Genomic DNA, 26,585 nt, shown 5'->3' with positions numbered 1-26,585 from the left:
ATTGATGATTCTGGATTTTCCAGAATTGATTCCTCAGTTTCTGGATCAGTCCATACAAGAAAAAAAAAATAGATGTCCTTGGTATTTCTTCTAACAGTCAATCTGTGAGATCTGGTTGGGTGTTTGTTGCTATATCGGGTGCAAAGATAAATGGGTCCATGTTTATTGCTGAGGCCTTGCAACGCGGAGCAATTGCAATTGTAATTTCTTCTGCCATATCATTGGATTCAGAAATAATTTCGATTCTGAAAAAGCAAAAAGTTCCTTTTTTTTCTGTTGTCAATCCAAGAAGGTTTCTTTCTTTAGCTGCGTCAAGGATATACAAAAAACAGCCAAAAGTTATTGTTGCGGTTACAGGTACATCTGGAAAGACATCTGTTACATCTTTTGTTCGTCAGATTTGGCAATATGGGGGATATTCTTCTGCTCAAATTGGAACTATCGGTATTATTTCAAACAATGCATGCTATCAGAGTTCATTAACAACACCTGATCCAGTTTATTTGGCACAAAAAATGGAAGAGTTTGTTTCTGAAGGAATTACTCATGTTGCAATTGAAGCGTCAAGTCATGGCCTTGATCAGCACAGGCTTGATGGCTTGCATCTTTTCGCTGGGGCATTCACCAATTTAGGGCGTGATCATATGGATTATCATGCTACGGTGGACGATTATTTTTTAAGTAAAATGCGTCTTTTTAAAGAATTACTTCCTAAAGGAGCACCAGCAATTATTTGGTCTGATGATTCCTGGTCAGAAAAAGTAATCGATATTGCTCAAAAATCAGACTGTCGAGTACGGACAGTTGGTCAAAAAGGTACTTTTATTCATTTAGAAAAAAATGATTCTTCAAAAGATACTCCAGAGGTTTTATTACGTATTGACGGAGAAGTTTTTAAAATAAATTTTCCTCTTTTAGGAACATTTCAGCTTAATAATGCTTTGGTTGCGGCAGGATTGTGTATTGCAACGGATATGGAAATTCCTCTTGTTGTCAATGCTTTACAAAGCTTGCAATCGGCTCCCGGGAGACTTGAATTTATTGGTCAGAGTAGACTAGGAGGGAAAATTTATATTGATTATGCCCATAATCCTGAATCTCTTGAAATAATTTTGAAAACTGTCAGAGCTTTTACAATCGGTCGTGTTGTTGTTGTTTTTGGCTGTGGAGGTGATCGTGATAAAGGTAAAAGGCCATTAATGGGCAAAATTGCTTTAGAATTGGCTGATGTTGTGATTGTTACAGATGATAATCCTCGTTCGGAGAATCCATCGAGAATTCGTGCTGAAATTATTGGATCTTTGGATATGATTGAGATAGGAGATCGTAAGGAAGCTATTTGTGCAGCTATTAATATGTTAAAGAAAAATGATACTTTAATTATTGCTGGTAAGGGGCATGAAGAAGTACAGATTATGGACCAGCAGAAGATTATCCGATTTTCTGACCGTGAAGAAATACGTCAATTTCTAAAAAATGACTCATGAGCTGCTTATGGAATATTAATGATTTTTGTCTTGCGACAAAAGGAAGAATATTTGGAGATTCATCAAATGATGTAAACGGCATTTCGGTGGACAGTCGTTCTATCATTGCAGGGGATGCTTTTTTTGCTATTCCAGGAAAACGTTTTGATGGACATGATTATATCTCTACAGCCATTATGAAAAAAGCTTCTTTAATTGTTGCTTGTGAGAAAAGACTTTCAGCTTTAGGGCATGTAAAAGTACCCGTTATTATAGTTGATGATGTATTCGCTGCTTTGAATAGGCTTGCTGTTGCTGCTCGTATCCGTTCAAAAGCCAAAATTATTGCTATTACTGGTTCTGTTGGCAAAACAACCACTAAAGAAATGTTTAGGCATGCATTATCTTCAATAGGTAAAACACATGTTCCTATAAACTCTTATAATAATTTTTTAGGGGTTCCTTTGACATTGGCGCGTATGCCAGTGGATACTGATTTTGGTGTCTTTGAAATTGGGATGAATCATCCTGGTGAAATTCGATCACTTGTAAAACTAGTACGTCCACATATTGCTGTGATCACGAATGTTGGGAATGCACATTTAGGTAATTTTTCTGGAATTGATGAAATTGCTGCTGCCAAGGCAGAGATCTTTGAAGGTTTAGAGAAACAGGGATCTGTTGTTCTAAATCATGATAATGATTATTTTTTATTTCTTAAACAAGTAGCATTGAGTTCTGGTATCAGGAAAATTTATTCATTTGGACAAAATCCCAACTCTGATTTCCGTTTAATTAAGTTTGAAAGAAAAATTGATCATTCAAAGATTATAACCATGGTTCAAGACCTTCTTGTAGACGTTGAGATTGGTGCACCTGGTTTTCATATGGTTGAAAATGCTCTTGCAACACTTGGAACGATTTCTCTTTTGAAAGTGGATATGAAAAAGCCGATAGAATCTTTATCGACGTTTAAGCCAGCACGTGGTAGAGGATTCCGTTATAAATTGGCTTTAGAAACAGGCTATTTTACCTTAATTGATGAAAGTTACAATGCGAGTCCTGTTTCTATGGATTCTGCGATATCACTTTTGGCTGAAACTCCATTAGAGAAAGAAGGAAGACATATTGCTGTACTTGGAGATATGTGTGAATTGGGTCCAATGGAAAAGAAAGTGCATTCTGATCTTTCTAAATCTTTGATTGCATCAGGTATTTCATATATCTGGCTCAGTGGTATCAATATGATGGCATTAAAAGAAGCTTTATCAGGGGAAAATACCCATGTTCAATATTTTGCGCATATAGATGAGCTTATTGATTTTATAGTTTCTTCCTTGCGCACTGGAGATGTGATGATGATAAAATCCTCAAAGGATACAGGTTTTTCTCGTATTGTTGAGGTGTTACTTAAAAAATTTAAGCCATTTTTACAAGATACTTAATGTAAATCATTTTATAAAAATTTATACGAAAGGGCTTTTATGCTTATTTGGTTGGTAGGTTTGTCAGACTATATAAAATCTTTTAATATTTTTAGATATATCACGTTTAGAACGGGAGGATCTTTTTTAACAGCTGCGTTTATAATATTTGTTTTCGGCTCGAAAATGATTGACACTTTGCGTGTTTTGCAAGGAAAGGGACAGCCTATACGATTAAATGGACCGCAAGCACATTTTAAAAAAGCAGGAACCCCAACGATGGGAGGAATTATTCTTCTTATTAGTATCGTTGTTTCTTCTGTTCTTTGGGCGGATTTATCTTCTGTTTATGTTGTTGCAACACTTTTTTTAACGCTTGGGTTTGGAGGTATCGGTTTTTATGATGATTACCTCAAGGTTACACAGCAAAGCCAAAAAGGTCTTTCTTGGAGGATGCGGCTTGTTATAGAATTTCTTATAGCCAGCATTGCTGTTTACTGTATGATGATTACCTCTATATACAGTTCAGTTCATGGAGCTGAATTTAGCTCTTCGATTTCTTTTCCTTTTTTTAAAGAAGTGTTGATTGATATCGGTGTTTTTTTCATTCCATTCGGAGCTTTCGTTATCGTTTCTGCTGGAAATTCTGTTAATCTTACAGATGGCCTTGATGGGTTAGCAATTGTACCAGTAATGATTGCTGCAGCTGCATTTGCTATTATTGCTTATCTTGCAGGTAATTTTATTTTTGCGAATTATCTTCAAATAAATTTTGTTCCAGGTACAGGTGAGCTGTCTGTTATCCTTGGAGCAGTGATTGGTTCAGGACTTGGTTTCTTATGGTTTAACGCGCCACCAGCAGCAATTTTTATGGGTGACACAGGTTCTCTTGCACTTGGTGGGCTTATTGGTAGTGTTGCGGTTGCTACCAAGCATGAGATTGTAATGGCAATTATTGGAGGTTTGTTTGTTATAGAAACACTCTCTGTTATAATTCAGGTTATTTATTTTAAAGTTACCGGAAAACGTATCTTTCTTATGGCTCCGATTCATCATCACTTTGAGAAAAAAGGTTGGACAGAGAGCCAGATTGTTATACGTTTTTGGATTATTTCGGTAATATTAGCAATTATTGGTCTTTCAACACTCAAGATTCGTTAATATCGTGATTGCGGCAACAACTTTTAAACATTCTCTGATCGCTGTTTTTGGCTTAGGTCGTTCAGGTTTGGCATCTGCACATGCACTGATGGCTGGTGGTGCAAAGGTTGTTGCTTGGGATGATAATAACGAGAGTGTGTCTCACGCTGCATCTCTTGGTATAGCTGTTCACGATCTTCGCTTTATTGATTGGTCGCAGGTTAACGCTCTTCTTTTGTCTCCTGGAGTTCCTTTAACGCATCCTCATCCTCATTGGACTGTCAGCTTGGCACAAAAAGCAAAAGTTGAAATTATTGGAGATCTAGAGATTTTTGCGCGTGAGCGGCGGATGATGTCTTCAAAAGTTGATTTTATTGCTGTTACTGGTACGAATGGCAAATCTACAACTACAGCATTGATTGCACATATCCTTAGAAAAAATTCTTACGATGTTCAATTAGGAGGAAATATTGGTAATCCGGTATTAAATCTTGCTCCTTTCAAAAAGGATTGTTTTTATGTGATTGAATGTTCTTCCTATCAAATAGAACTTGCACCTACACTTGATCCTTCTATAGGGATATTGCTTAATATTTCTTCTGATCATCTCGATCGTCATGGTAGTATGGATCATTACATTGATATTAAGAAAAGACTGGTGGTCATGAGTGATCGTGCCGTTATTGGTACGAATGATCATTCGTGTAAAAAGATAGTTGAACAGCTTAGAATATCAGGAAAAGAAGTCGTGTGTATATCTTCTGGAGCGGTATCTGGATTTAAAAATGATGTGTATATTGATGATTTGTGTATAAAATCTTCCTATAATTCAGAAATTTTGATAAATCTTAACACACATACTGTTTTGAGAGGTTTTCATAATGCTCAAAACATAGCAGCTGCTTTAGCAGTTTGCTTGCAATTAGGATTACAATTGGAAGAAATACGATTAGGGATATCATCTTTTCCTGGTCTTATGCATCGTATGCAATTGATAGCGAGATTAGGAAAAATTTTATTTATCAATGATTCTAAAGCAACGAATGTTCATTCTGCAACGAAAGCATTGACAAGTGAAAACCGTATTTATTGGATTGCAGGTGGTTTACAGAAATCAGAAAGCATAACAGAGCTTGCTGCTTTTTCTTCAAATATCGTCAAAGCTTATTTTATTGGAGATTCTGCAAAAAACTTTGCAAGAGAGTTTAAAAATTCAATGGCTTATGAAATTTCTGGGACTCTTGAAAAAGCACTTGCAAGTGCAACAAGAGATGCGATTATTAGTGATTTACCTTCCGTGATTTTATTTTCTCCAGCTTGTGCTAGTTTTGACCAGTATAAAAATTTTGAAGAAAGAGGGAAGAGTTTTATTATCCACGTTTCTGAGATCAAGAATGTTGAAATGCTTGTTGATCTGAGTCAAGAAAGAGATTTGTTATGGTAAGTCGTATTGAACGAGGACCTCTTGCTGATTGGTTTTGGACAATAGATCGATTTTTTTTAGTAGCTTTTGTGCTTTTAATGGGCTTAGGCTTGATGTTATCTTTTGCTGCCTCGCCATCTGTTGCTGAGAGATTAGGATTAGATGGCTTTTATTTTGTCAAAAGGCATGTCTTGTATATTTTACCTTCATTAGCAGTGATGCTATTTCTTTCTTTTCTTTCTCCAAGACAAGTAAGACGTGTTGCTCTTTTATTGCTTGTTTTTTCTTTAGTAGCCATGGTCATGGCTTTATTTTATGGAGTTGAAATTAAAGGTGCCAGACGCTGGATTAGTTTTTTAGGTATTTCTATTCAACCTTCTGAATTTATGAAGCCAGCTTTTGTAGTTATTTGTGCTTGGCTTTTTGCTGAGCAAGTACGTCAACCAGAGATACCGGGCAATCTTTTTTCTATTATTCTGTTTGGTATGATTATCTCTTTACTGATTGCGCAGCCTGATTTTGGTCAGAGCATACTGGTTGCAATAGTATGGGAATGCATGTTTTTTATTGCAGGAATATCCTGGTTTTGGATATTTACTCTTTTTGGTTGTGGAGGCGCTTTTATCATCCTTGCTTATAATACGATGCCGCATGTCGCAATTCGTATTGACCGATTTTTTACAGGAGAAGGGGATAGTTTTCAAGTCGATAGCGCTCGTGAAGCTATTATTCATGGCGGATGGTTGGGACAGGGCCCAGGAGAAGGGACTATAAAACGTATCATTCCTGACAGTCATACAGATTTCATTTTTTCTGTTGCTGCAGAAGAATTTGGTATTATATTTTGTATAATAGTTGTATCTATTTTTATATTTATTATCATGCGTGGTTTTCTTTATGCATTTAAAGAAAAAAATGATTTTAATCGTTTTGCTGTAGCAGGGTTGGTTCTACAAATAGGACTTCAATCTATAATTAATATTGGTGTAAGCTTACATCTTTTGCCTGCAAAAGGAATGACATTACCAATGATATCTTATGGAGGATCTTCAATGATTGGTATATGTATCACAGCAGGATTTCTTCTTGCTTTGACACGTTACAGACCAGAAAAACGTGCAGCAGAACGTAGTCTTTTCCGTGTTTTACCAAATAATATTATATTAGAATAATTTGTTATGAAAAAAAATAGTATACTTCTTGTGGCAGGTGGAACAGGAGGGCATTTATTTCCTGCGGAAGCATTGTCTTGTGAATTGCAGAATCGTGGTTATTGTATTCATTTAGTGACGGATTGTCGTACAAAGAATTTTTCTGCGAATTTTTCTGCGAGTACGATACATGAAATTCCTTCTTCTCAATTTAGTTTGCTTAATCCTGTTATATTATACAATTTCATAAAGTTTTTTTTAAAAGGATTTTTCATTTCCTTTAAAATAATCCGAAAAATCAAGCCAATAGCTATTATTGGTTTTGGTGGATATCCTTCTTTATCTCCTTTATTTGCAGGTATAAGTTTAAGAATACCTTCAATAATTCATGAACAAAACGTTATAATGGGAAGAGCAAACTATCTTTTATCTTTTTTTGTTCGGGCAATTGCTACTGGATTTTTTCTTAAAAAAAATACGTTTTTAAATGATAAAATTATTGTGACAGGTAACCCTGTACGTGCCTCTATCCTTAAAGCTTCTTCTGTTTCATATCAACCGAGTTATCCTGATCAACCTTTTCATCTTGTTATTATGGGTGGTAGCCAGGGGGCACAGTTTTTTTCAAAAATTGTACCTTTAGCAATAAGCCATATTCCGTCAAAACATCTTAAACGATTAATGATTACTCAACAGGTACGACAGGAAGATATAGAAGAAGTTCAGAGTCATTACAATAAACTTCATTTAACTGCCAAGATATCGTCTTTTTTTGTGGATATAGCAGAGCACATTGCGACTGCACATCTTTTGATATGTCGCTCAGGGGCTTCTACTGTATCTGAAATTGCTGTTATTGGACGACCTTCTATTCTTGTTCCTTATCCTTACGCGGTAGGCAAAGATCAATTAGCGAATGCAATGTTTCTAAAGGATACAGGAGGAGCAGAAGTTGTCATGCAATCGTCTCTTTCACCAGAAAGATTAGCAGATATACTTCTCTCTGCCATGGAAGAGCCTGAGAGATTAATGAAAATGGCAAAGGAAGCTTATAAAATGGGAAAGCCTCAATCAGTTGATTTTCTTGCTGATGTAGTAGAGGGTATTTCTAAAGGACACAAGGTATCTCAATTAAAAAGGAAAAATTGATGCAGATTCCAGAACTTGTAGGACCTATTCATTTCATCGGTATAGGTGGTATAGGAATGAGTGGTATAGCAGAGGTTCTGTATAATATAGGGTATCAGGTTCAAGGTTCTGATCAATATGAAAACGCAAATGTAAAGAGACTGCGTGAAAAAGGAATCAATATATTTATTGGACACAAAGAAGAGAATCTTGGAAATTCTGAGATTGTTCTTGTATCTACAGCAATCCATAGAAATAATATTGAATGTATTGCTGCCCGTCAAAGAAAATTGCCTATTGTACGTCGAGCAGAGATGCTCGCTGAACTGATGCGATTCCGTAAATCAATTGCTGTTGGGGGAACGCATGGTAAGACAACAACAACTTCATTAATTGCAGCCTTACTGGATGCAGGTCGTATGGATCCGACTGTCATTAATGGTGGTATTATTAATGCTTATGGCACGAATACCAGAATGGGAGAAGGTAAATGGATGGTTGTTGAAGCTGATGAATCCGATGGAAGTTTCTTGAAATTGCCTGCTGATGTTGTCGTAATAACGAATATTGACCCAGAGCATCTTGATTATTACGGTGATTTTAATGCGGTTCGTGTAGCTTTTCGCCAATTTGTTGAAAATATCCCATTTTATGGTTTTGCAGTGATGTGTCTGGATCATCCAGAAGTAAAAAAAATTATTCATTGTGTTGAAGATCGTAAAATCATTACTTATGGTCAAGATCCTCAAGCTGATGTATGTTTTTCTAATATACGTATGAGTGCTGGTCATTCTGTTTTTGATATAAAAATTCGTCATCAGAAAGATCAGGAGTTTTTGTACCTTAAAGACCTTGTTTTACCTATGTTAGGGCGTCATAATATTTCAAATGCTGCTGCTGCTATTGCAGTAGCGAACAAGCTTGGTATTTCATCGGAAGATGTTATCAAAGGGTTTTCAATGTTTGAGGGAGTTCGACGAAGGTTTACTCTTGTTGGGCTTTGGGAAGGTGTGTATATTTTTGATGATTATGGACATCATCCAGTAGAGATAGAAGCAGTCCTTAAAGCTGCTCGTGAGGTTTGTAATGGCAAAATTATTGTTATTCATCAACCGCATCGCTATTCTCGTCTTTCCAATCTTTTAAATGAATTTTCTTCTTGTTTTATGAATGCTGACATTGTTTTTATTGCACCAGTTTATGCGGCAGGAGAAGAAGCTATTGAAGGAATAAATTCTGAAGAATTAGTAAGGAATATTGCTAAACATGGACATGAAAATGTCCATTATTTAAGTTCATTTTCTTTTCTTATTCCTAAAATAGTTGATATTGCTAAACCTGGAGATTTTGTTATATTTCTTGGTGCAGGCAATATTACTCAATGGACTACATCTCTGGTTAAAGGGCTTGAGACTTTTACCATGCAAAGTGTATCGTGTGATATATGAATCGTCATCAATGGATTGAACAGTTTAATACTCACTTCAAGACATTACGAGGTAAGCTTATAGAGAATGTTTCTATGAATAAGTTTACCTGGTTTCGTACGGGTGGTCATGCTGATTTAATGTTTCAACCTTATGATATTGATGATCTTGAATCATTTTTAAAGCTTCTTTCTCCAGAAACGCCTTTGACTGTTATTGGTTTTGGTTCAAATATTCTTGTACGGGATGGTGGTATTTCTGGTATTGTTTTAAGACTTTCAACGCATGGTTTTGGTTGGGCAAGGGTAGAGGATAATTGTCGTATTGTTGCTGGTACAAGCTGTTCAGGGAAATACATTGCTCATTTGGCTTTGAATCATAATATTGGAGGATTACATTTTTTTTGTGGAATTCCAGGTTCTATTGGAGGTATCGTCTTTATGAATGCTGGTGCCAATGGCAGAGAAACTTCTGAGTTTGTTGTTGAAGTTCATGCTATGGATCGCAAAGGATGTCGGCATGTTTTCTCTAATGATGATATGGGTTATGGATATCGTCATTGTAAAATGAGTGATGAGTTTATATTTACACATGTCGTATTTGAAGGTTATCCAGAAGATCAAGCGATCATTCGTCAAACTATGGATGAGGTATTGCATCATCGTGAAGTTGTTCAGCCAATAAAAGAAAAACCGGAGGGTCTACATTTAAGAATCCTTTAGGGCATTGTGCATGGAAATTGATTGATCAGGCTGGATGTCGTGGTTTAATGATTGGTGGAGCACAAATATCAGAATTACACTGTAATTTTATGATTAATACAGGAGATGCCACGGCATATGATCTTGAGTGCCTTGGTGAAGTTGTTCGTAAAAGAGTTTTAAACTCTTCAGGGGTAGATCTTGAGTGGGAAATAAAACGCTTGGGTTCTTTTGTACCTAATCATGTTATGAGCAAATTTTTTGCATAGGAAGATAGATGAAAGCTTTGCTTGTTATTGATCTCCAAAATTCTTTTATTTCTGGTGGAAGCCTTCCGGTTCCTGACGGCGAATCAATAATACCCATTGTTAACAGTTTAATAGAAAAAGGCGGCTACGACATTATTGTGGCGTCACAGGATTGGCATCCTCCTCATCATGGTTCATTTGCTTCTCAACATCCAGGGAAACAACCTTTTCAGATAGGCGAACTTTCAGGTAAACCGCAAATGCTTTGGCCAGACCATTGTATTGCAGGGAGTTTTGATTCAGAACTCAGCTCATCTCTTAACATTAAGAAAATTGATTATATCCAAAAAAAAGGTCAAAATCCCTTCGTTGATAGCTATTCCGCATTTGCCGATGCAGAAGGAGTTTCAACAGGTCTTGCTGATTATTTGATTTCAAAGAAAATAACACAACTTGATTTATGTGGCCTTGCCATTGACTATTGTGTAAAATTTTCAGCGCTTGATGCTGTTAAAAAGCTTCCCACAATAAAAGTCTTCTTCATTAAAGATGCGAGTCGTGGTATTAGTGATAAAGGCACACAAGCTGCTATTCAAGAAATGCATGAGAGTGGAGTAGAAATTATCAATACTCGCGATAGAATCAAGACGATATGAAATATTTTAAGAAATTTTATACGATTACATAAAAAAGGGAGCATACATGAATATGCTTTCAATTGCTGATGAAAAATGGTTTCATTCTCCTGAATTAACGCAGCTTCTTAGATTATTGAATACCCAAGGAGGAACAGCTCGTATAGTAGGAGGAGCTATTCGGGATAGTTTAATGAATCTGGAAGTCAAGGATATTGATATAGCCACAACTCTTTCCCCTAAAGATGTTATGCAACGTGCTCAAAAGGCTGGTTTGAAAGCTATACCAATCGGTATCAGTCATGGTACAGTGAAAGTGTTCTCTCATAAAAGAATATTTGATGTTACAACTTTAAGAAATGATCTTGTCACTGATGGTCGACATGCTCAAGTTGTTTTTATTGATGATTGGTCTATTGATGCCCATAGAAGAGACTTCACAATAAATGCTTTATATGCTGATTGTGATGGTAGAATCATTGATCTTGTAAATGGTTTGGCTGATATTCAAACTCGTACTGTACGATTTATTGGTAATGCAGATGAGCGTATTTCTGAAGATTATTTGCGAATACTTCGATTTTTTCGTTTTTTTGCGCATTATGGAGGAAAACGACCTGACTTTGTGGGGTTGCGTGCAGCAATACGTGCTAAAAATAACCTGAAAAAGCTTTCTGCTGAACGGATTTGGCTAGAAATGAAAAAGCTATTGGAAGCCGCTAATCCTGTTCAATCTATTTTTTGGATGTGTCGTAGTGGTATTGCAGAAAACATTATACCTGAAAGTAGAAGTTTCCTTATAAAGGATCACTTGATAAGGCTTATCGCTGAAGAACATAAATTCGGTTGGCAACCTGATCCGCTTTTAAGATTGGCCGCTATCATTCCTTCTCATGATGTTGTGAGGGTTACAGAACTTGCAAAAAGACTGCGTTTTTCTTCTAAAGAAAAGGTATATCTTTTTTTATGTCAACAACCTGTTACTATTACTCAAAACACCTCTATTACAGAGCTGAATAAATTACTGTATCAGCATGGTAAACATGTTATTGCAGCAAAATTGAAAATATTTCTGGCAACAACTGCTGTTCCTTTGAATGATAAAGATAAGGCTAGAATAATCTTTCTTTTAGAAGAAACTTTAAAGTGGGTAAAACCTGTTTTTCCTTTAAAAGGCAGTGATATATTGGCATTTGGGATTTTACCTGGAAAAAAAGTAGGAGAAAGTCTTTCTTTCCTGACAGAAGTTTGGATAGATTCAAATTTTCAGCTCTCACGTGAAGATCTTTTAAAATATGCTCATGATTTTAATATCTTTAAAAGATAAAGCAGCAGACTGCGTAAAGATTTTTTGGTTATTTGCATTCTAGAGTTGTAACTCTCCCTTTCTAACCCTAGATTGTCTCTTCAAGTGAAACTATTAACCGGTTGGATTTCACCAAAATCTTGTAGTAATTCCCAAATAGACGCTGGTTGGATTTAATCTCTAATCAAGCTCACCGCTTTCAACTTGTTTGAGCAGCGTAGGAATGTGAGGTCCATATTCAACCTTTTCACGTCCTGAACGAATGCCACTGCCGACTTTGCGGGCTTCGGCTGAATACAGTGTTTTGGCCCGGATTATCTCGTAGCTGTAGCCTCGTCCTAAACGATTCGATATTTTGATCAAACCATTTAGCCCTTCGGTATAGTTATTAGTAATGCGTAATGGTGCATCCCAATAGGCGAAAATGTCGTCGTAATGATTGTGAACCGTTTTCACCAATTTTCTGAAAGGCTCCATGCTTTTATCTGGTAAGCTGTTTTTCCACGCTTCAAAAGCATGTTTAGCCTGTTGTTTATCTGGCTCGTCATAGATGGCAAAAAAGCTTTCTTTGAAGTCATAAGCAACAGCGAGTGCCGGGATCTTTTCGTGAACGATTGCCAACGCTTCTTGTTCTGCCGGGGTCAGGTTGTTTGGGCGTTTCAATGTCATCCAGCGAATTGACTTTTTGACTTTAATCCGTTCATCTTTGCTCAGTTGAGCCTGATACTTTTTACGCTCTTCTTCCAATGCCTCAGACGCCATTTTCACTACGTGAAACTTATTGATCACCAGCTTGGCGTTGGGGAGAAATTCAGAAAAAGAGTGCTTGAATGGGCGCCACATATCCGTGCAAACCCACTCTACCTTTTCACGGTCAGGCAGCGCCCTAAAGAACGGCTTCAGATGATCCTGAGTACGCAGTTCCAGCACTTCAAACACGTTGTTTGTCGCAAGGTTGGTAATGACGCAACGATAACCGCCCGCGAGGTTCACCTCGTCAATCCCCATGATAACCGGGGTTTCGTAGCGAACGGTCTGCTCAAGCTGCTGAATCAGGTCATGAGCGATATTTTTAACCGTATTGACCGCAACGCCGGTTTGATCAGCCAGCGCACGAAAGGTCATACCAAGACACTGTTGCCGGATAACGTCCACCAGACGCCGGGTTGCCCGACGTTTATCATCCAGAAAACTCATCTCCTGCATGAACATTTTCCCGCAACTTTCACACCGAAAGCGCGGTCTCTGAACTTCAAGGCGAACGGGCCGCATATGAAGTGGTGTATCCGAAAACTTGTTTTTTCGGGTGCCGTGCTTGTGCATCGGAATTTTGCAAGCCGTGCATACTGGCGTAGCGGTATCATCAGCCTCTGCGACAATAATGAGCGCCTTGCTCTCCGTGTACATATCGACAGGCTTGATGCCCGGCAAATTTAATAGATCGAGCATCCGGTTAGTCCGCGTCCAGGTCTATGTTTGTAGCGCCACGCAGCAGGTCATAAATCACATCGACCAGAGCTGACATACCCTGTCGGTCGGATTTAAGCACTTGCGTAGCAAGTTTCTGATGGCTGGAAAGAGCACGAACCACAGCCTGTTGCACCGCTCCGGGCAGGTTGCCTTTCATGGCCTGCTCGCGGGTGTTGCTTTCCACCTGGGCCATTACCACATCACTTTCGCCAGTAATTGAGGAAATCTGATTGACGAAGGCCACCTGATCCTGAATCGGGGTAGCTTCACCAAACAGGCTGTTGAGCCGTTCGATAATCTCTTTGACGAATTTCGGCTTGTCACCTGCGACGCCACCGCCTCCTGCACCTGTAGGTTTCAGTACCGGGGCTTCACCTTCGTCCTCGGTTTTGTCCTGGCGAGCATTGATGTCAAAGCCGGTGAGCACCAGACCGGTCAAATCCACGATTTCCGGTGCTTCATGCAGTAGGCGTTTTTGCAGCAGCTTGGCAAAGGCAGCGAAGTTCTCCAGCTCAGGGTCGCCAAAATCAATCAGTTGGGCGATATAGGAATAGGTACGACAGAAATGCCCCAAATCCGACTTGAAGCCTATCAGCGTCTTGATCTGCTTGGCGTATTCGTCCTGATGGTGCTCGGCAGACTTCATGCCCGCTTCGTCGCCCTTGGCGTAAGCCTTCTCAAAGGCAGCTTCCCAGGTAGCCATGCCATCGCGGAGCATTTTCAACTTGTCATTGTACAAGGCAGTCGCCCCAGCGGTAGCGGCGTACAGCGCTTTGTGCTGCGGAGATTGGGTATGGGTGATGTCGCGGATCGTCTTGAAACGGGCTTCCTTGAACGCGGCCAAGTCCTTCTCGTCATACAGGTCATGTTCGTCCAGACGCGCCTTGATCTCATAGACCACGTTAAGGTCTTGAATTTCATCAATGTGGGCGCCGTTGTCGTAGGTAGCAAAGGCTTTGCGCACGTTTTCCGGGTCGTTTACGAAGTCGATGATAAATACCTCATCCTTGCCCGGTGCGATCCGATTCAGGCGAGCGAAGGTCTGCACGATCTCCACATGGTTGGCGATCTTCTTGTCGACATACATAGCGACCAGCTTGGGCTGGTCAAAGCCGGTCTGGAACTTGTCGGTCACCAATATTACCCGGTACTCAGGACGGTCAAAGGCAAAGCGCAGATCCTGACCGTGCAAGTCCGGGTTCATGCTCTGCTCGGTGAATACATCATTCTCATCAACGATGAATACATCATTATTGAACTCACCATCGTCCTGGTGTATCACCTGCTTGCCGGTCATCTTGCCAGAGAAGGCTATAAGTGAGTGAATAAAGCCGTATTCGCTATGCTGTTCTATATAGCGATCAAACGCCTTCTTGTAGCGAATAGCTGCAGCACGGGAGCTGGTCACCACCATCGCTTTGGCCTTGCCATCCAGCCGGTGGGCGACGTTCTTGGTGAAGTGCTCGACGATAAACTGCACCTTCTGGGTCACATTGGTGGGGTGCAGGGACATCCACTGTGCCAGAGCGCGTTTTGCCGCCTTGCCGCTTACCCGCTTGCTGTCCTCAACCTGCTTGGAGAGGTTGAAGGCCGTTTTGTAGGGCACATAGCCTTTCAGCACATCGAGAATGAACTTCTCTTCGATGGCCTGACGCATGGTGTACAGGTGAAAGGCTTTCGGCGGGTTATCGTCCGAGGCCGGTTGGCTCGGATCGATCGGACGACCAAACAGCATCAGGGTGGAATGCTTTGGTGTACCGGTAAAAGCGAAGTAGCTGATATTGTTCGGGCGAGCGCGGGACTTTTGCAGTTGCTCCAGTAGCTCATCCACCGTCATGGTAGACATCTTGCCTTGCCCACTCATCCCCAACGCTGCTTGTAGCTTGGCAGCGGTAGAGCCGGTCTGCGAGTTGTGCGCCTCATCAATGATCACGGCGAAGTTTTTCCCCTTCAGAGCCTTGTCGGTGATGATGGCTTCCATTGCGTAAGGGAAGGTCTGGATTGTGACAATGACAATCGGCGTACCAGCCAACAGAGCTTCCGAGAGCTGATTGCTCTTGGGCTTGGACGACTTTTGCCGGTCAATAGCGGCGATCACACCAAACTGGTGGTCAATCTGCTTCACCGCGTCCTGAAGTTGCCCATCGAGTACGTTGCGGTCGGTGACGATAATCACACTGTTAAATACGGCATCGCCATTGTCTTCACGCAGCTTCACCAAATCATGGGCCGTCCAGGAAATGGTGCTGGTTTTACCCGAACCGGCGCTGTGATCACACAGGTAGGTCATACCTGTGCCGTTCTGGCGGGCATCGGCCAGCATCTGGTTCACTGCCGTCCACTGGTGGAAGCGTGGGAAAATCAGGGTCTCTTTCTTCAACCAGTTTCCCTGAATATCCACCACGTCCTTTTTCTCGATGTAGACAAAGCTATGGAAAATCCGTAGCCAGGCATCCGGCTGGCAGACCGACTCCCAGAAGTACGCTACCGGATATTCCTGGTTACCGTCCGGCTTGATGTCGCCGGGCGGGTTGCCTGCATGGACGGTCCCGCTTTCGTCCTTGCGCCCCTTGTTGAACGGCAGGAAGAAGGTGTTTTCCCCGTCCAGCTTGGTTGCCATCATGATTTCGGAATCCGACATAGCGAAATGCACCACCGCACCACGCTTGAAGGCCAGCAATGGCTCCCGACGTTTGGTCTTGGAGTCATATGGTAGGCGGTCATTGCGGTATTGATCCATGGCGGCTTCGCAGGACTGGGTGAAGTCAGTCTTCAATTCGACCGTAGCCACAGGCAGGCCATTGATAAACAGCACCAGATCAATGGCAAATTCCTGCGCCGGGTGATATTTCAGCTCGGGCACCACGCGCAGGATATTAGCCTGATAGCGCTCAATGATCAATGCATTGCGCTGGTCTTCCGGCGCGGCCTCGGTCATCTCGATCAAGCCACAACCGGCAATAGAGAATCCCTGGCGCAGCACCTTAATGGTACCTTGCTTTTCCAGCGCCTTAACCAGCCGCGCTATCAGCACTTCAAGGGTCTTGGCTCCATTGAGCCGTTCCAGCTTGTCCCACTTTTCCTGCTGGCCGCTGGTTTTGATCCAGCTTTCCAGGTCTTCGGGGTACACCGCCCGCTCAGTGTCATAGAACTTTGTATCACCGAGCTTCCAACCCTGGTCTACCAGACGGTCGATGATGTATTGCTGGAAGTGTTTTTCCTGATGTGCTGATGCTCGCATTTATTGTTCTCCTCGCAAATCAATCTGGCCGGTCACAGCGGCAGTAATAAAGGCGGCGCGGCGTTCTTTGAGCAGAGTGATACTTTGCTCCGTTTTGCCAATCAGCGCATCAATCCGGGCGGTTTCGCGGTCGAGGGTGGCTGCGATGGCGGCTTGTTCAACTAGTGGAGGATAAGCCATTAGGTGCGCCCCCAACGAGGTTTGAGTCATGCTAGGCAACGCTGTATTTGTTGAGTAGTACAAGAAGGGAATGGTAGTGGCCGCGTAATAACAAAATTTTCCATTTGCATTGGGCAATATTTTTGTCCAATAGATAGTATCTACTGTCCAGAATTTATCATTCACATACATAGGGCGATCAATCGTACCCTTCCTGCCGAGCAACACCGATTCACCTTCGTGCATGTAATTTGAGGCATATGCGAATTGCCCCCCTGATCCATAAACAGGGTAGCCTTCATCCGTTTCAATCGCTTTGTGGTCACTACCATTCTGAATTGAAACTAGCCTCTTAAGTTGAGCTATTTTCCAATGTTCCGGCACCTGCCCAATCCACTCAACGCCGGAATCCTTGTACGCAGGATACGCTTTGTACTGGCTCATTCGCTTGCCACCTCTGCCAATAATTCGGCAATCTCGGCTTCTACCTGCTTCAAGTCTTCGTCAATGGCGTGCAGCTTGCGCGGCGGCTGATACTGGTAGAAGAAACGGTTGAAGTTGATCTCATAACCGACCCGGCCTAGTTGACCATCTCGGGTATCGGTAAAGCTCTCGTCCAGATAGGCGTCCGGGACGTAGGGCAGCACCTCGCGGGCGAAGTAGTCCTTGATGCTTTCCAGATAGGGGACGTTCTCGTAATCGGTCAAATCGGTGTCGGGCACCAGATTCCTATTGGCATCGGTGACTGGTTCGGCTTCAGGGGATTTGTGACCAAAGGCATTGATCAGCGCAGTGATCAAGGTCTTGTTAGCTTTAACTTTGAGTGTATTGGCCTTGTCAGACTTGATAGCACCCCTGGCGAAAGTTTCTGCCCAGCCATAGGTCTGCGTTTGTCCGAGCAGAGGCTTGAGGGCTTCCTGCCAGAATTCTTTATGCTCGTCAGAGAGCTTAACCCAAGCGGCTTCAGATTCAAGGCGCTTCATGCCTGCGTTATCCAGCTCCAGCGTCATGCGTAGCGGGCGCAGCACCTTGATGCGACGATAGCCAAAGGTTCGATAGTCCAGCATCCGGGAAAGCTCATTGGTTTCCCCAGCGGCGTAGACCTCCAAAATCTGGGCTCGTTGGTCATCACTGACAATGCGGCGTTTTTTACCTTCGTTACGGATTGAAGTCCACAGGTCAGTGGCGTTGATCAACTGCACCTTGCCCTTACGCTCCTCCGGTTTCTTGTTAGACAGAATCCACAGATAGGTAGCGATATTGGTACGGAAGAACAGATCCGTTGGCAGCGCCACAATGGCTTCAATCAGGTCGTTTTCCAGCAACCAACGACGAATTTCCGATTCACCAGAAGCTGCTCCACCATTGAACAGCGGTGAGCCGGATAACACGATAGCGGCACGGCCACCGCCATTGATCGGCAGTTCCAGCTTGCTGGCGAGGTGCATCAAAAACAGCATAGAGCTATCGCTGATCTTCGGCAGGCCTGGCCCGAAGCGGCCTAGTTCGCCTTTTTCATACTCATCCTCGACGGCTTTTTTGTCCTTCTCCCATTTCTTGCCGAAAGGCGGATTGGACAAGCAGTAATGGAAGCGCTCACCGGCAAACTTATCGTTGGAAAGCGTGCTGCCTTGCCAGATATTTTTGGACAGGTCACGTCCCGGATCGGACTCTAGACGGCGAATCAGCATACCTGCGACACAAACGGCATGGGTTTCCGGCTCCAGCTCTTGCCCATGCGGAACCAGTACCGGGGGAATCTTGTAATGACTGCCATAATCGGCAACGTGATTCATCGCATCAGTCAGGAATCCACCAGTACCGCATGTCGGGTCATACAATGTACGGATCAGGCCGGGATTCTCTTCAAACAAGGCATTGTCAGGGTCAAGCAACAGCGCTGTGGCAAGATGCACGATGTCACGAGGCGTCATGAAATCTTCCGCGCCTTCATTGACCTCTGCGCCAAAGCGCCTAATCAGCTGTTCATAGATGTTGCTCATCACGCGGTCTGGAACCACATCGGGATGCAGATCGATAGCTGCGAAATTTTTGCAAATAGTATAGAGGAGCCCGACTTTATCTAAGCGTACAACCGTGTTAAAAAACTCGAATTCTTCAAAAATTGCTCTAGCGTTATCCGAAAAAAGAGCGATGTAACCTTCAAGGTTGCGTCGTGTCTTAGTACTACCAAGTGTTGAAAGAGAATATTCGGAAGTGTTGTAGAAGGGATAACCAGCCGTCTGGCGGAGAATCGTATCAAGCTCAATGCCCGAATCCCTGTAAGATAGATAAGCGTTTCTGACATCCTCCCGCGTTGACTCTAAGGCGCACTCCAATCTGCGCAGCAACGTGAATGGCAGAATAATCTTGCCGAAATCTGTGTGTTTAAAGTCACCCCAAAGGTCTTCCGCATTCTTCCAGATAAAATCAGCTTGTGATGCAGCCGAACCTGCGAACTCTGTCATTTTGATATCCAACCATATTTTGCACAAAGCGGTATCTTATGTATGATGTGCCTGTCAACCAATTTGTGCACAAAACAGAACGGATTTCATTTTAATCTATTTTTGATGTTCCAACCTCAGAATGCAAATAGCCGATTTTGAACTTCGCATGCGTGTTCTGAGGAGCCTGGGTATGCCCTTATAGTGATTCTAATGAGCAAATAATTCTCATTGATACTATCAATTTTCTATAAAAACTGGATAATATATGTTGTTGTTCTGAAGTTGCTAGAAAAGAGCGAAGAAATAATTTAAAAAGGACTTAAATACTATGATATTGATTATGATGAGGAGTGGTGAGGTAAAGAAATAATATCATATCCTGATCTTATGCGCTATAATTTTAAAACATAATCAATATCAATGGATATAAGAGATGAAATCTTATTCTGTAAAAGAAATTTTTTTGACCCTTCAAGGAGAAGGTACATATGCGGGGCGTGCCGCTGTTTTTTGCCGATTTTCTGGATGCAATCTTTGGTCCGGGAGAGAACAGGATCGTATTACTGCGCAGTGTTATTTCTGTGATACAGATTTTGTCGGTATCGATGGGAGCAAGGGAGGGAAGTATAGTGCTGAAGGACTTGCAGATGCTATTCTCTCAGAGTGGAAAGGCGGTGAAAGTGAAAGGTTCTGTGTTCTCACAGGAGGGGAACCTTTGCTACAAGTTGATGTTCCATTAATAAAAGCCTTAAATCAGCGTAATTTTGAAATTGCAGTTGAAACTAATGGCACAGTAGAAGCACCGGATGGTCTTGATTGGATTTGTGTGAGTCCTAAAGGAAACTACGATCTCAAAATCAAGAAAGGACAAGAATTAAAACTTGTTTTTCCACAAAAAGAATCTCCACCAGAACGATACCTTTCTCTTGACTTTAAAAGATTTTTATTGCAGCCAATGGATGGTCCAGATATTCACAAAAATACCGAATTAGCCATTGATTATTGTTTATCTCATCCGAAATGGCGTCTTAGTGTACAAACACATAAGTTTCTTGGTATTAGATAAAAATTTAAGCATATATATACATTAAATTATATCCTCAAAAAATACTACAATAAATTAATCTTCATTGGTAATACTATGAAATCATATAGGTTGAAACCGAAACGAGATACAACGCAACGCGTTGTCTATTCTCTTGGTGTAAAAGATCAAAAAGGCAGCAGAAATGTTTTTATACCGATAATTGGTAAAGGAAGTTATGTAATTTTAGTGTTTCCATTTCAAAAGTTACATTTTGCTAGTCAGGATTTTTTTATAGAAACAACAACATTGCTTGAAAGTTTTTTTATTTTTTTACGTGTATGCTTTACGTCTATAAAATACAAAAAGTTGTGTTTTGAAGGATTTTATGTGCTTCCATCAGGTTCGCGGCAAGAAAATTCTTTTTTCAGGAGTATAAACCGCTTTATGACGAAGTCTCTTATGCCTTTTGATAGTAAACAATTTACCTATATTCCTCATCTCTTTGAGGGATGGCAAACGCTTTCTTCTGAAAATAATTGCAAAAAAATAGATTTAAATTCTAAAGTAGTCATAGTAGTTCATGTGTTTTATGCAGAAAGATGGTTTGAAATTGCTCATCTGCTTTCGGGATTAAATTTCTTTTTTGACTTAATGATTACAACTGTTGAAGAAAATAGGTTTCTCGAGCCGGAGTTTTTAAAACTTTTTCCTTCTGCTCATGTCTATTTTATGGAAAATAAAGGTCGTGATATAAAGCCTTTTTTGACTTTGCTTGAATCTGGGAAACTCGATCAGTATGATTATATTTGCAAGATTCATGGCAAGGAGTCGAGACATCAAAAGCGTTCTCCGATTGAAGGAACCTTATGGAGACGTTGGTTATTTTATGATCTTCTTGGAGCACCAAATACAGCGGTTCGTATTATTGAGACATTTAAAAATAATCCTTCTATCGGGATGATAGGTTCTCGTAGATATCGTCGACGAATGCCTTATTCACGTTTTATCAGGAGGCAGGAAAAGAATACTCGTGTTTTTTCTTTAACAAAAAGAATGAACTTTCCGACTAAAAACCTGCAGCTTGATTTTTTCTTTGGAACAATGTTTTGGGTTCGCCGTATTTCTTTAGAGCCCATAAAAAAATTGGAGCTTTCCAAAGAATTTTTACCTGAATCGGGGCTTTTAAACGGTGCACTGGAACATTCAGTAGAGCGTGTTTTTTCAATTTCGGTGATGAAAGCAGGTTTTTGTATTCATGATGTTGATGCTGTTGATGAAGCAAATCATTGAAAAAGTATATTTTTTATGACAGGTTTTTTCAGATGAAGAAAGAAGATTTTTCTTTCACAGCGGATATTTTATCATTTTTAAACAGAGAAAATTTAAACACTGAATATGAGTGAAATTCGTCTTTATATACAAGATAAAAAGAAAAGGGTTGAAGAGTTTTTTGAACTTTTATCTTGTTCTTTTTGGGAGAGTCATTACGCTATTTCCACTGTAGAAATAAATGAAAAGTCTGATATTTCCGAAATATCTCTCTATGTAAACTCCCATGAAGAATCTGATATCCGAACTCGACTTGTTTCTCTTTTGCAGGACATTAACTTTAATGGCCTTATTCATAAGGAAATTTTACCAGAAATTGACTGGATTTCGAAATCAATATCAGAACTGAAGCCAATCCATGTTGGACGTTTTATTATTCATGGAGCACATGATCGGCACAATGTTATCAATGCCCATAACTTTACCATTGAGATTGAGGCAAATCAAGCTTTTGGCACAGGTCATCATGAAACAACTGTTGGATGCCTTGAGTTTATTGATCAATTAACAAGATTGCGAACATTTAAAAATGCCCTGGATCTTGGTACAGGAAGCGGTATTCTTGCGATAGCGATAGCCAAGAGTGCAAAAATTTCTGTTTTTGGTGTGGATTCGGATCCAATAGCCATTCGTATAGCTCAAGAAAATGCTGTTTTAAACCATGTGAGTTTAAAAACAAGTTTTGATGTATCTACAAATTTTGAAGCAAGAACTTTTCATAGAAAATCAAAATTTGATTTAATTGTTGCAAATATTCTTGCTGATCCTTTAATAAAGATAGCACCACAATTGGTGAGGCATTTAAACCCCAAGGGTTTTGTTATTCTATCAGGAATTCTTGATTCTCAATGCTGGAAGGTAATTGCATCTTATAGGAGAGAAGGAATGATATATCGTCGTATGATTTTAAATAATGGGTGGGTAACCCTTCTTTTTAAAAAAAAGATACTTTATAAACCATTATTTCTAGAAAAATTATTTTTTGATATTGATATAAAAGATTTTTTTATGCATGAAATTTGTAGTTATTGATAATATTGTATATTGGCTTATACTCGTAATAAATTTTAAAGAATAACCTTATAAATTATAAGGTGTTTCCTGATTTGATGAATTGATTTATTTATGTGTTTTATCTTAAATCAAGTTTTTTGGTTGAACTATGACAAAACTATTGTTTAAAGAAATAATTGTCTCATGATTGATTCTTCAAGCAGAGATTTCCCTCTTTCTTTTCCTGTTCTTCTTGCTGATATTGGAGGAACAAATGCCAGGTTTGCTGTATTACCGGATAGAGATTCAGAGATGGTCCTTTTCCCTAAGGTGAGTACACTAAACTTTGACACTTTAGAGCAAGCTATTCAACAGACAGTTCTTGAGAAAGTATCCTGTCAACCTAGTTCTTCTATCCTTGCTGTTGCTGGACCTGCTGGCGGTCCTAATGTTAAATTAACAAATTATAAATGGTCTATTGAGCCAACAACATTATTTACCCAGACATCCCTTGAAGATATTCTTGTGATTAATGATTTTGCAGCACAGGCATTGGCGATAGCAGATATTTCTGAAAAGAATTATGCGCCTGTTGGTCATTGTAATGTTTTTGATATAAAAAAGAATAATTTTGCATCCCGGGTCATTCTTGGCCCAGGAACAGGATTGGGTATTGCCGCCTTGATACGGAGTAAGAATTGTTGGATTCCAGTTTCTGGAGAGGCAGGACATATTGATATTGGGCCACGTTCAAAACGTGATTTTGAAATTTTTCCTTATCTTGAAAAGATTGGAGGACGTATTTCAGCTGAACAATTGCTCTCTGGAAGGGGGCTTATGAATATTTACAAGGCTATTTGCGCTGCTGATAAAATTAAAGACATAACATGTCCTCAATCTCAGGAAATTACTGCCTCCAGATCCCATGATCCTGTTGCTTATGAAACAATAAAACTTTTTTGCCAGTACCTTGGCAGGGTTGCTGCTGATATTGCGCTGGTTTTTATGGCGCTTGGGGGTGTTTATCTTTCTGGTGGCATCCCTGAAAATATCATAGAAGCCTTGTCCGAGGATGACTTTGAGGTATCCTTTAAAGATAAGGCTCCTCATCAGGCTTTTATGAGCAAGATACCTACGTATAGAATAACCCATCCTTGTATTGCTCTCCTTGGCATGGCTTCCTATGTTCGTAATTTCAATAATTACTCTTTGATAGAAGGAGCAAGTCAACGCTGGTTTCGTTAATTATTGAATAAAAAATGATTAACACGATATTGTATTGCTGATAATGTCTATTGAAATAATCAGCTTTGAAAGAGAGAGTAATGACAGTCAAGCCGATGAGAATCGCCATTGTTGGTGCAGAAGGAAGAATGGGTAGGGCTGTAATAAAGGCTCTTTTAACAATTCCTTGGTTGAAGCCTCATATTATTTTACAGGAAGCTATTACTCGACATATTAGTGACAGATTAGGAGAAGATATCGGCTTGATGGCTGGAGAAGAAGAGATTGGTGTTGCGCTCTCTGATGATCCGGTTTCTGCTCTTCAGAATGTTGATGGCGTGATTGATTTTTCGTCACCAGGGAATACTATAACTATAGCACAATTATGTGCTGAGAGGAATCTTGTGCATGTTATTGGTACAACTGGTTTCTCTAAGAAAGATGAGACAGAAATTCGTGTTGCAGCTTTGAATGGCGCGTGCATTGTTAAATCAGCCAATATGAGTATTGGTATAAATCTTTTAAGCATAGTTTCTAAAATTGCTGCCCGTGCTTTACCTTCAACACATTGGGATGTTGAAATTTTTGAAATGCATCATCGTCATAAAGTGGATACTCCTTCAGGAACAGCCTTATTACTTGGTCAAGCAGTGGCAGAGGGGCGTAACATTTCATTGCATGACAATTCAGCTTTGCTTCGTACGAGTGAATCTGGCCCTCGTAAAGAGGGTTCTATTGGTTTTGCAACATTGCGTGGAGGATCCGTTGTTGGAAAGCATTCAGTGATCATGGCCGGAGAAAATGAAACGATAACTTTTTCTCATAGCGCGACGGATCGTTCTGTTTTTGCGAATGGGGCTATCACTGCAGCGCTTTGGGCACATTCTCAGCCACCGGGGATATATTCAATGATTGATGTTTTAGGGCTAAGAGGACTTGTTCCGGAAGGTACAGAGGAAAAAAATGAGTGGTTTACTGGTATTGGTGCGTCATGGTCAAAGTGAATGGAATCTTAAAAATCTTTTTACAGGTTGGCGGGATCCTCAACTAACAGAATTAGGAATCCATGAGGCCAAAACAGCAGGACAAAAACTTTCTAAATGTGAAATAACCTTTGATTATGCCTTTAGTTCCTGTTTAATACGAGCTCAGGAAACCTGCAGGATTATTCTTGAAGAAATTAAGCAAGATGATCTGAAACCAGTTTTTTCTCAAGCGCTGAATGAACGCGATTATGGAAATCTTTCTGGTATGAACAAAGATGAAGCAAAAAAAAATGGGGAGAGAGGCAGGTTGAAATTTGGCGTCGCTCTTATGACATCGCACCACCGGAAGGAGAAAGCCTCAAGGATACCGCGGCTCGTGTCTGGCTCTTCTATATGACTTCCATTTTGCCAAAAATTCTTAAAAACCAAGATATTCTAGTTACAGCGCATGGGAATTCCTTGCGCTCACTGGTTATGCTTCTGGACAATCTTAATGAGAACGAGATTGTTGATCTTAACATAAAAACAGGCGTGCCAATAGTTTATAGATTAAAAGAAGATTCAACCGTTTTTTCTAAAAAAATCCTCTGAATAGATACTCAAAATATATTCATAATTAAAGGATAGCTCCTTTAAATAATCATATCATTTTTGTTATATTTATGACATCTCCTTTGAGATCAAAGGATAAAATGCATAAAAACATATTATATCTATTTGAGGATAGCTCTTTAGTCTCTTTATTTTTAAATTATGACAGCCTTTTAATATGTGCAAATATCAATCTTATGAACTTTTTGGAGGTATATTATTTATTGGTTCAGAAAGATGTGGTGGAGCTTCATGTGTTTCCCGCCCAATTTCATTTTTAAGATAACAAAGATCCATAAAATTATCAGCTTGTCGACGCAAATCATCAGCGATCATTGGTGGTTGTGTCAACATAGTTGAAACAATTGAAACTTTACGACCTTTTCTTTGAAGTGCTTCAACTAAAGTTGTAAAATCTCCGTCTCCAGAAAAGAGCACCAAATGATCAACCGTTTCAGATTGCTCCAAGGCATCAATTGCCAGCTCAATATCCATATTTCCTTTTATCTTACGTCTACCCATAGAATCAGTAAACTCTTTAGCAGGCTTAGTGATAACTTTATATCCATTATAATCCAGCCAATCAATTAAAGGACGTAATGACAAAAATTCATTATCCTCTATGAGTGCAGTATAATAATAAGCCCGTAATAGATAACCACGTTTTTGGAATGCTTTAAGAAGCTTTCGATAATCTATATCGAAGCCAAGGGCTTTAGATGCAGCATATAAATTAGCTCCATCAATAAAAAGAGTAATTTTTTCGCGAGGGTCAAACATTTTTTTAATCATCCATTTTATTTTAATGGTATGCAAAAGATACAACCTTTTGCATTCTTGTATTATAGAAAAAATTAAAAGAGCAGGTTTATATATCCTGTCTTAGGTTTAGAGCTTATAGAAATAAAAACATTACCACTCCCAACGAGCAATGCGTATATATGTCAATATTGAATATATATGAAAGGTGCAAGATATGTATAAAACCCTTTATCACTAAAAACTTGAATATTAAACAATTTTATCGTATCTATATCCTTAATTATAGCTTATAAGTAGATAATTT

At 40.0% G+C, this 26,585-nt stretch carries 19 protein-coding genes and 2 pseudogenes; 16 read left to right on the top strand and 5 right to left on the bottom strand.

Annotation, left to right across the window (positions count from 1 at the left end):
- Nucleotides 1-44: 44 nt before the first annotated feature.
- From B488_RS03460 to B488_RS03415, 10 genes and pseudogenes are all read left to right on the top strand, one after another.
- Nucleotides 45-1,487: a UDP-N-acetylmuramoyl-L-alanyl-D-glutamate--2,6-diaminopimelate ligase gene (locus B488_RS03460; protein WP_041770681.1), complete on the top strand. Its 1,443-nt coding sequence runs from the start codon at nt 45-47 to the stop codon at nt 1,485-1,487.
- Complete coding sequence (locus B488_RS03455) at nt 1,484-2,911, top strand: UDP-N-acetylmuramoyl-tripeptide--D-alanyl-D-alanine ligase (protein ID WP_015273134.1); 1,428 nt, start codon at nt 1,484-1,486, stop codon at nt 2,909-2,911. The genes B488_RS03460 and B488_RS03455 overlap by 4 nt, the downstream gene beginning before the upstream one ends.
- A gap of 39 nt (nt 2,912-2,950) precedes the next feature.
- A complete protein-coding gene (gene mraY, locus B488_RS03450) occupies nt 2,951-4,051 on the top strand; it encodes a phospho-N-acetylmuramoyl-pentapeptide-transferase (RefSeq protein ID WP_015273133.1) in 1,101 nt (366 codons plus the stop codon).
- A 4-nt stretch (nt 4,052-4,055) separates the two neighbouring features.
- Nucleotides 4,056-5,474, top strand: a complete 1,419-nt coding sequence (gene murD, locus B488_RS03445; RefSeq protein WP_015273132.1) for a UDP-N-acetylmuramoyl-L-alanine--D-glutamate ligase — start codon at nt 4,056-4,058, stop codon at nt 5,472-5,474.
- Complete coding sequence (locus B488_RS03440; protein ID WP_015273131.1) at nt 5,468-6,625, top strand: FtsW/RodA/SpoVE family cell cycle protein; 1,158 nt, start codon at nt 5,468-5,470, stop codon at nt 6,623-6,625. The genes murD and B488_RS03440 overlap by 7 nt, the downstream gene beginning before the upstream one ends.
- Before the next feature lie 6 nt (nt 6,626-6,631).
- On the top strand, nt 6,632-7,753 hold the full coding sequence (gene murG / locus B488_RS03435) for an undecaprenyldiphospho-muramoylpentapeptide beta-N-acetylglucosaminyltransferase (protein ID WP_015273130.1): 1,122 nt from the start codon (nt 6,632-6,634) through the stop codon (nt 7,751-7,753).
- Nucleotides 7,753-9,180 carry a UDP-N-acetylmuramate--L-alanine ligase gene (gene murC / locus B488_RS03430; RefSeq protein WP_015273129.1) on the top strand — a complete coding sequence of 476 codons (1,428 nt, stop codon included), beginning with the start codon at nt 7,753-7,755 and terminating at the stop codon, nt 9,178-9,180. Before murG ends, murC begins: the two co-directional genes overlap by 1 nt.
- Nucleotides 9,177-10,129 (top strand): annotated as a pseudogene (gene murB / locus B488_RS03425) (UDP-N-acetylmuramate dehydrogenase). The gene murC and the pseudogene murB overlap by 4 nt, the downstream one beginning before the upstream one ends.
- An 8-nt stretch (nt 10,130-10,137) precedes the next feature.
- The gene (gene pncA, locus B488_RS03420) at nt 10,138-10,764 is read left to right on the top strand and encodes a bifunctional nicotinamidase/pyrazinamidase (protein ID WP_015273127.1); all 627 of its coding nucleotides are present in this window, start codon (nt 10,138-10,140) and stop codon (nt 10,762-10,764) included.
- Between the two features lie 52 nt (nt 10,765-10,816).
- Nucleotides 10,817-12,070 (top strand): CCA tRNA nucleotidyltransferase, encoded by a 1,254-nt coding sequence (locus B488_RS03415; protein WP_041771081.1) that lies wholly within the window; start codon nt 10,817-10,819, stop codon nt 12,068-12,070.
- 159 nt (nt 12,071-12,229) lie between these two features.
- On the opposite strand, the gene B488_RS03410 is transcribed toward B488_RS03415, so the two are convergent.
- From B488_RS03410 to B488_RS03395, 4 genes are read right to left on the bottom strand one after another with little or no spacing between them, the layout of a single operon-like run.
- Nucleotides 12,230-13,498, bottom strand: a complete 1,269-nt coding sequence (locus B488_RS03410; RefSeq protein ID WP_041770677.1) for an ISL3 family transposase — start codon at nt 13,496-13,498, stop codon at nt 12,230-12,232.
- Between the two features lie 4 nt (nt 13,499-13,502).
- Nucleotides 13,503-16,760: a type I restriction endonuclease subunit R gene (locus B488_RS03405; protein ID WP_015273124.1), complete on the bottom strand. Its 3,258-nt coding sequence runs from the start codon at nt 16,758-16,760 to the stop codon at nt 13,503-13,505.
- A complete protein-coding gene (locus B488_RS03400; RefSeq protein ID WP_015273123.1) occupies nt 16,761-17,363 on the bottom strand; it encodes a restriction endonuclease subunit S in 603 nt (200 codons plus the stop codon).
- A complete protein-coding gene (locus tag B488_RS03395; RefSeq protein ID WP_015273122.1) occupies nt 17,360-19,387 on the bottom strand; it encodes a type I restriction-modification system subunit M in 2,028 nt (675 codons plus the stop codon). Before B488_RS03395 ends, B488_RS03400 begins: the two co-directional genes overlap by 4 nt.
- Nucleotides 19,388-19,802: 415 nt before the next feature.
- Between B488_RS03395 and queE the strand changes: the two genes are divergently transcribed.
- From queE to B488_RS03365, 6 genes and pseudogenes are all read left to right on the top strand, one after another.
- Nucleotides 19,803-20,435, top strand: coding sequence for a 7-carboxy-7-deazaguanine synthase (gene queE / locus B488_RS03390; protein WP_015273121.1), 633 nt, complete (start codon nt 19,803-19,805; stop codon nt 20,433-20,435).
- A gap of 75 nt (nt 20,436-20,510) precedes the next feature.
- On the top strand, nt 20,511-21,686 hold the full coding sequence (locus B488_RS03385; protein WP_041770675.1) for a rhamnan synthesis F family protein: 1,176 nt from the start codon (nt 20,511-20,513) through the stop codon (nt 21,684-21,686).
- 105 nt (nt 21,687-21,791) lie between these two features.
- Nucleotides 21,792-22,757: a 50S ribosomal protein L11 methyltransferase gene (locus tag B488_RS03380; protein ID WP_015273118.1), complete on the top strand. Its 966-nt coding sequence runs from the start codon at nt 21,792-21,794 to the stop codon at nt 22,755-22,757.
- A 165-nt stretch (nt 22,758-22,922) separates the two neighbouring features.
- The gene (locus B488_RS03375; protein ID WP_015273117.1) at nt 22,923-23,963 is read left to right on the top strand and encodes an ROK family protein; all 1,041 of its coding nucleotides are present in this window, start codon (nt 22,923-22,925) and stop codon (nt 23,961-23,963) included.
- 80 nt (nt 23,964-24,043) lie between these two features.
- Nucleotides 24,044-24,946: a 4-hydroxy-tetrahydrodipicolinate reductase gene (gene dapB / locus B488_RS03370; RefSeq protein ID WP_015273116.1), complete on the top strand. Its 903-nt coding sequence runs from the start codon at nt 24,044-24,046 to the stop codon at nt 24,944-24,946.
- A pseudogene (locus B488_RS03365) lies at nt 24,906-25,519 on the top strand (2,3-bisphosphoglycerate-dependent phosphoglycerate mutase). The gene dapB and the pseudogene B488_RS03365 overlap by 41 nt, the downstream one beginning before the upstream one ends.
- 195 nt (nt 25,520-25,714) lie before the next feature.
- Here B488_RS03365 and B488_RS03360 read toward each other — a convergent pair.
- On the bottom strand, nt 25,715-26,299 hold the full coding sequence (locus B488_RS03360) for a LabA-like NYN domain-containing protein (protein ID WP_015273114.1): 585 nt from the start codon (nt 26,297-26,299) through the stop codon (nt 25,715-25,717).
- Nucleotides 26,300-26,585 lie beyond the last annotated feature (286 nt).

Source organism: Liberibacter crescens BT-1, from assembly GCF_000325745.1.
Taxonomy (GTDB): domain Bacteria; phylum Pseudomonadota; class Alphaproteobacteria; order Rhizobiales; family Rhizobiaceae; genus Liberibacter; species Liberibacter crescens.
This window is presented reverse-complemented; position numbering and strand designations above follow the sequence as displayed.